This window comes from Caulobacter sp. (assembly GCF_035254145.1).
GTDB lineage: Bacteria > Pseudomonadota > Alphaproteobacteria > Caulobacterales > Caulobacteraceae > Caulobacter.
The window spans coordinates 1-3,942 of sequence record NZ_DATFAV010000005.1 but is presented as its reverse complement, the minus strand read 5'-3'; the positions used below and the strand labels follow the sequence as shown (position 1 = coordinate 3,942).

1 protein-coding gene and 1 pseudogene are annotated in these 3,942 nt (G+C 68.0%); one reads left to right on the top strand and one right to left on the bottom strand.

The window, feature by feature from the left end; genetic code table 11:
* A pseudogene (locus tag VJ655_RS00225) lies at positions 1–2,985 on the bottom strand (TonB-dependent receptor domain-containing protein); the annotation flags it as partial.
* 161 nt (positions 2,986–3,146) lie between these two features.
* Between VJ655_RS00225 and VJ655_RS00220 the strand changes: the two are divergent.
* The gene (locus VJ655_RS00220; protein ID WP_324097371.1) at positions 3,147–3,632 is read left to right on the top strand and encodes a GNAT family N-acetyltransferase; all 486 of its coding nucleotides are present in this window, start codon (positions 3,147–3,149) and stop codon (positions 3,630–3,632) included.
* Positions 3,633–3,942 lie beyond the last annotated feature (310 nt).

The window sequence follows — 3,942 nt, the reverse complement described above, 5'->3', positions numbered from 1 at the left end:
GCACGACCGTGGTCTGGTAGTTCAGCAGGCCCACCGCGTCGAAAGCCTTCTCGACGGTGATCCCTTCGACCTGGGTGGCGCCGACCTTGTACTTCTGGATGTAGGTGGCGTTGCCGCCCACGGTCACGTCGCCGCCCAGCACCTCCTTGAAGCGGTAGTCGGCGGAGAAGTCGAAGCCCGAGTTCTTCACCGGCGCGCCGTTGATGTAGAAGGTCTTCAGGCGGGCGATGCTGGTCGTCGGGGTCGCGCAGGAGCCGTTGAAGGTGAAGCGGGCCACCAGGGCCGCATAGGCCGCATTGGCGCAGTTGTTGGCCCCCGCCGCCCCGTTCGGATAGAGCGCGCTGACCATGCCCGCCACCGGCTCGGCCACGATCGGGTTTTTGAAGTCGAAGGCGAAGTAGTCGATGCTGGCCTTCAGCTCCCCGGCCTTGAACAGCACGCCGAAATTATAGGTCTTGGCCTTTTCCGGCTTCAGGTCGGGATTGCCGAAGATGTCGACGGCGCGGAACACGCCCAGAATCCCCTGCAGCGAGGTCACCGAGGTGGTGGTGGTCAGGGGGTCCGGCGGCCCGCGGAAGGTCGAGCCGGCCGAAGCCCGCAGCGCCATCCACGGCGTGGCCTGCCAGCGCAGCGAGGCCTTGGGATTGAAGGTCGAGCCGATCGGCCCGCCATATTTCTCGTAGCGGGCGGCGAACTGGGCCTGCAGGTCCTCGGTGATCGGGACCGACAGCTCGCCGAAGCCGGCCATCACGTCGCTCTGGTTATCGGCCTCGTTGCCGACGCCCAGGAACATGAAGGGGCCGTTGCGCTGCGAGCCGGTGCAGGTGGTCACGCCGAAGTCGGGCGTGTTCACGCACGGATTGATCGCCGCGTTGCTGATGTCGTTGTAGTCGGCCTTGAAATAGGTGCGGCGGTACTGGACGCCGGCCGCCCAGGCGATGTCGCCGCCCGGCAGGGTGATGTTGGTCTTGCCGTTCAGCACCGCCTCGCCGACGAACAGGCGCGAGGACTGCTTGGTCGACAGCTTCTTGAAGAACCAGTCCACCAGGTCCTTGTTGTTGGCCAGGGCGGAGTTGTAGCCGGCGTTGGCGGTTCCGGTGATCGCGTTGGACGGGATCGCGCTGGCGAAGGGGTTGTAGTACATGCACTGGCCGACGCCGGGCGTGCCCTGGACGCCGGGCAGCGACGGATTGCTGTCGCACAGCGGCCCGCCCAGGCCCTGCAGCGCCAGGGCGAAGCGGTTGACCAGGGTGTCGTAGCCGGTGCGGATGCCCACTTCCTGCGAATAGGTCAGGGCCATGTCCCAGCCGATGCCGTTCTCGAACTCGCCCGATAGGTCGGCCGAGACGCGGAAGGCGTCGAACGAGCGCGAGCCGATCGAGGGGCCGTAGCCGAACTTGGGATTGCCGCCGATGCCGAACGGCCGGTTGGCCACGTCCAGCGCCCCGAAGCCGAAGATCGAGCCGGGGGCGGTCGAGCTGACCCCGGTGGCCAGGTTGGTCAGGTTGACCGTCGGGTTGGCGGCGATGAAGGCCAGCAGGCCCGGATTGGTCGCCGGCACATAGTAGCGGCCGGTCAGGGCCGGGCTGGGCGCGACCTCCGAGGTCGGCACGGCCAGGGCCGCGTAGGACGGCGAGGTGTTCCAGTCGGGCACGTCGGTGTGGGCGTACAGCACCTCGGCGTGGAACTTGGTGTTGGCCGACAGGTCGGCGTTGGCCTCGGCATAGGCCTGGATGGCGTTGGACTTCTCGACCAGGTTGTCGAACGGCGTGTAGTGCCAGTAGCAGACCGGCGTCAGGCCCGAGAAGCCGGGGAAGCCGCCCAGCCCCGCGCAGGCCGGGTCGCGCATGGCGTTGGTGGTGCTGGCCAGGGGGATGAAGGTGGAAGGGTTGCCGGCGGCCGACCAGCCGGCCTCGGGATTGCTCAGATAGGACCGGTTGGCCCAGTCGCGGTCGGCGACCGACAGCTTGGAGCGGTGCTGCCAGCCGACGCTGGCCAGGACATTGCCGTTGTCCCAGGTCTTGCCCCAGGTGACGTTGACGCCGTAGTCGCCCTTGGAGCCGTCGATGATCCGGTAGTCGGCGGCCGCCTCCAGCCCCTCGAAGTTCTTCTTGGTGATGAAGTTGACCACGCCGGCGATGGCGTCCGAGCCGTAGGTCGCGGCCGCGCCGTCCTTCAGCACCTCAAGGCGTCCGATCGCGGCGGCCGGGATGATGTTGGTGTCGACGATGCCCGCCCCGGCCGCGGCCAGGGGGTTGATCGCCAGGCGCCGGCCGTTCAGCAGGACGAGGGTCCGCTGCGAACCGAGGCCCCGCAGGTTCACCGAGCCCGAGCCTTCCGAGCCCTGGGCGCGGCTGTCGAACTGGTTGGTGTCGCCCAGCACCCCGCTGGACACCGACAGGGCCTTGATCAGCTCGACGGTCGACGGCGAGCCGCGCTTTTGCAGCTCCTCGGCGCCGATCACGTCGACCGGCAGGGCCGCGTCCTCGGGCGTGCCCCTGATGAAGGAGCCCGTGACCACGACCTCCTCGACCTCGACCGGCGCGTCGCCAGGTTTCTGCTGGGCCTGGGCGTGGGCGGCCCACCCCATCAAGGCGAGACTCAGCGCGAGGCTTGAGCCTCCGCGCAGGAAGCTGCTGCGTTTCATCGTCTTTCCCTCCCTCGATTATTTGTTTGGTTGGCCGATCGTCTTTTCGCGAGGCCATGGAGCGCGTTCAGCTGGGGGGCGGCCTCCCGGACAGGCGCCAGCCGGATCCCGCGCACGTCGCCACGCCCGCGCCGAGATGGGCGCGCCGCGGGCCGCGTACTTTTTCGAAACCTGGTAATGCGCCGTCTAGAGCCGACAAGCCTTGGTCCCCTTTGGGCCGGACGCTTGAAAAGCCACGCATACTAGCCCCGTCTGTTCGACGAGACGGCGACGACCATACAGGCCGAACGCTTGTTTCGATGATGTGGTATGTTTCGCGAGCGCGTCAACCGCCACCAAGGCCTGACGACATGGCCGCGTCAACGCGCCGCACGGGCGCCCCTCGAAGCGGCGCCCGCGCCAAGCTTGGCCGAAGAACGCCCCGGAGCCTTCCCGATCCGCGCGGCGGCCCCTAATGGAACGGGCCTGCCCCTCCTCGACGCTCCATGGATCCCGCCCGATGCCGACCGTGACCATCCGCCCCTTCGCGCCCGGCGACGCGCCGGCCGTGATCGACGTGATCCTGCCGATCCAGCGCGAGGAGTTCGGCGTGGCCATCACCGCCGCCGACCAGCCGGACCTGGCCGACATCCCCGGCTGGTACCAGACCGGCGCGGGTCAGTTCTGGCTGGCTGAACTGGACGGCCAGGCCGTCGGGACCATCGCCCTGAAGGATATCGGCGACGACGCGGTGGCCCTGCGCAAGATGTTCGTCAAGCCGGCGGCGCGCGGCCCCGTGGGCGCGGCCCAGGCCCTCCTGGCCACGGCCCTGGACCATGCTCGCGACGGCGGCGTCCGGGCCGTCTGGCTGGGCACGACCGACAAGTTCAAGGCCGCGCACCGGTTCTACGAAAAGAACGGCTTTTCCCTGGTGGAGATCGCGGACCTGCCGGAAGCCTTCCCCCGCATGGCGGTGGACACCCGGTTTTATCGGCTGGAGCTGTAGGGGGGGGCCGAAACCCTCTCCGCCGCAGGCGGTGAGAGGGTGAGAGGTATCAAATCCTCCCCCTAGCGGGGAGGTGTCGGCTCGGAGAGACGACGGAGGGGGAAGAGGCAAGCTCAGCAGTACTTCCCCCTCCGGCGCTTCGCGCCACCTCCCCCGCTAGGGGGAGGATTGGCCAAAGCAAAAGGCCCCGGAGATCGCTCTCCGGGGCCTTCGCTTAGATCAGCTGTCGCTGGGATCGATCGATTACTCGACGATCTTGGCCCGCCAGAAGCGCATGCGCTTCTGGCCGCTAAGCATGGTCGTGAAAATC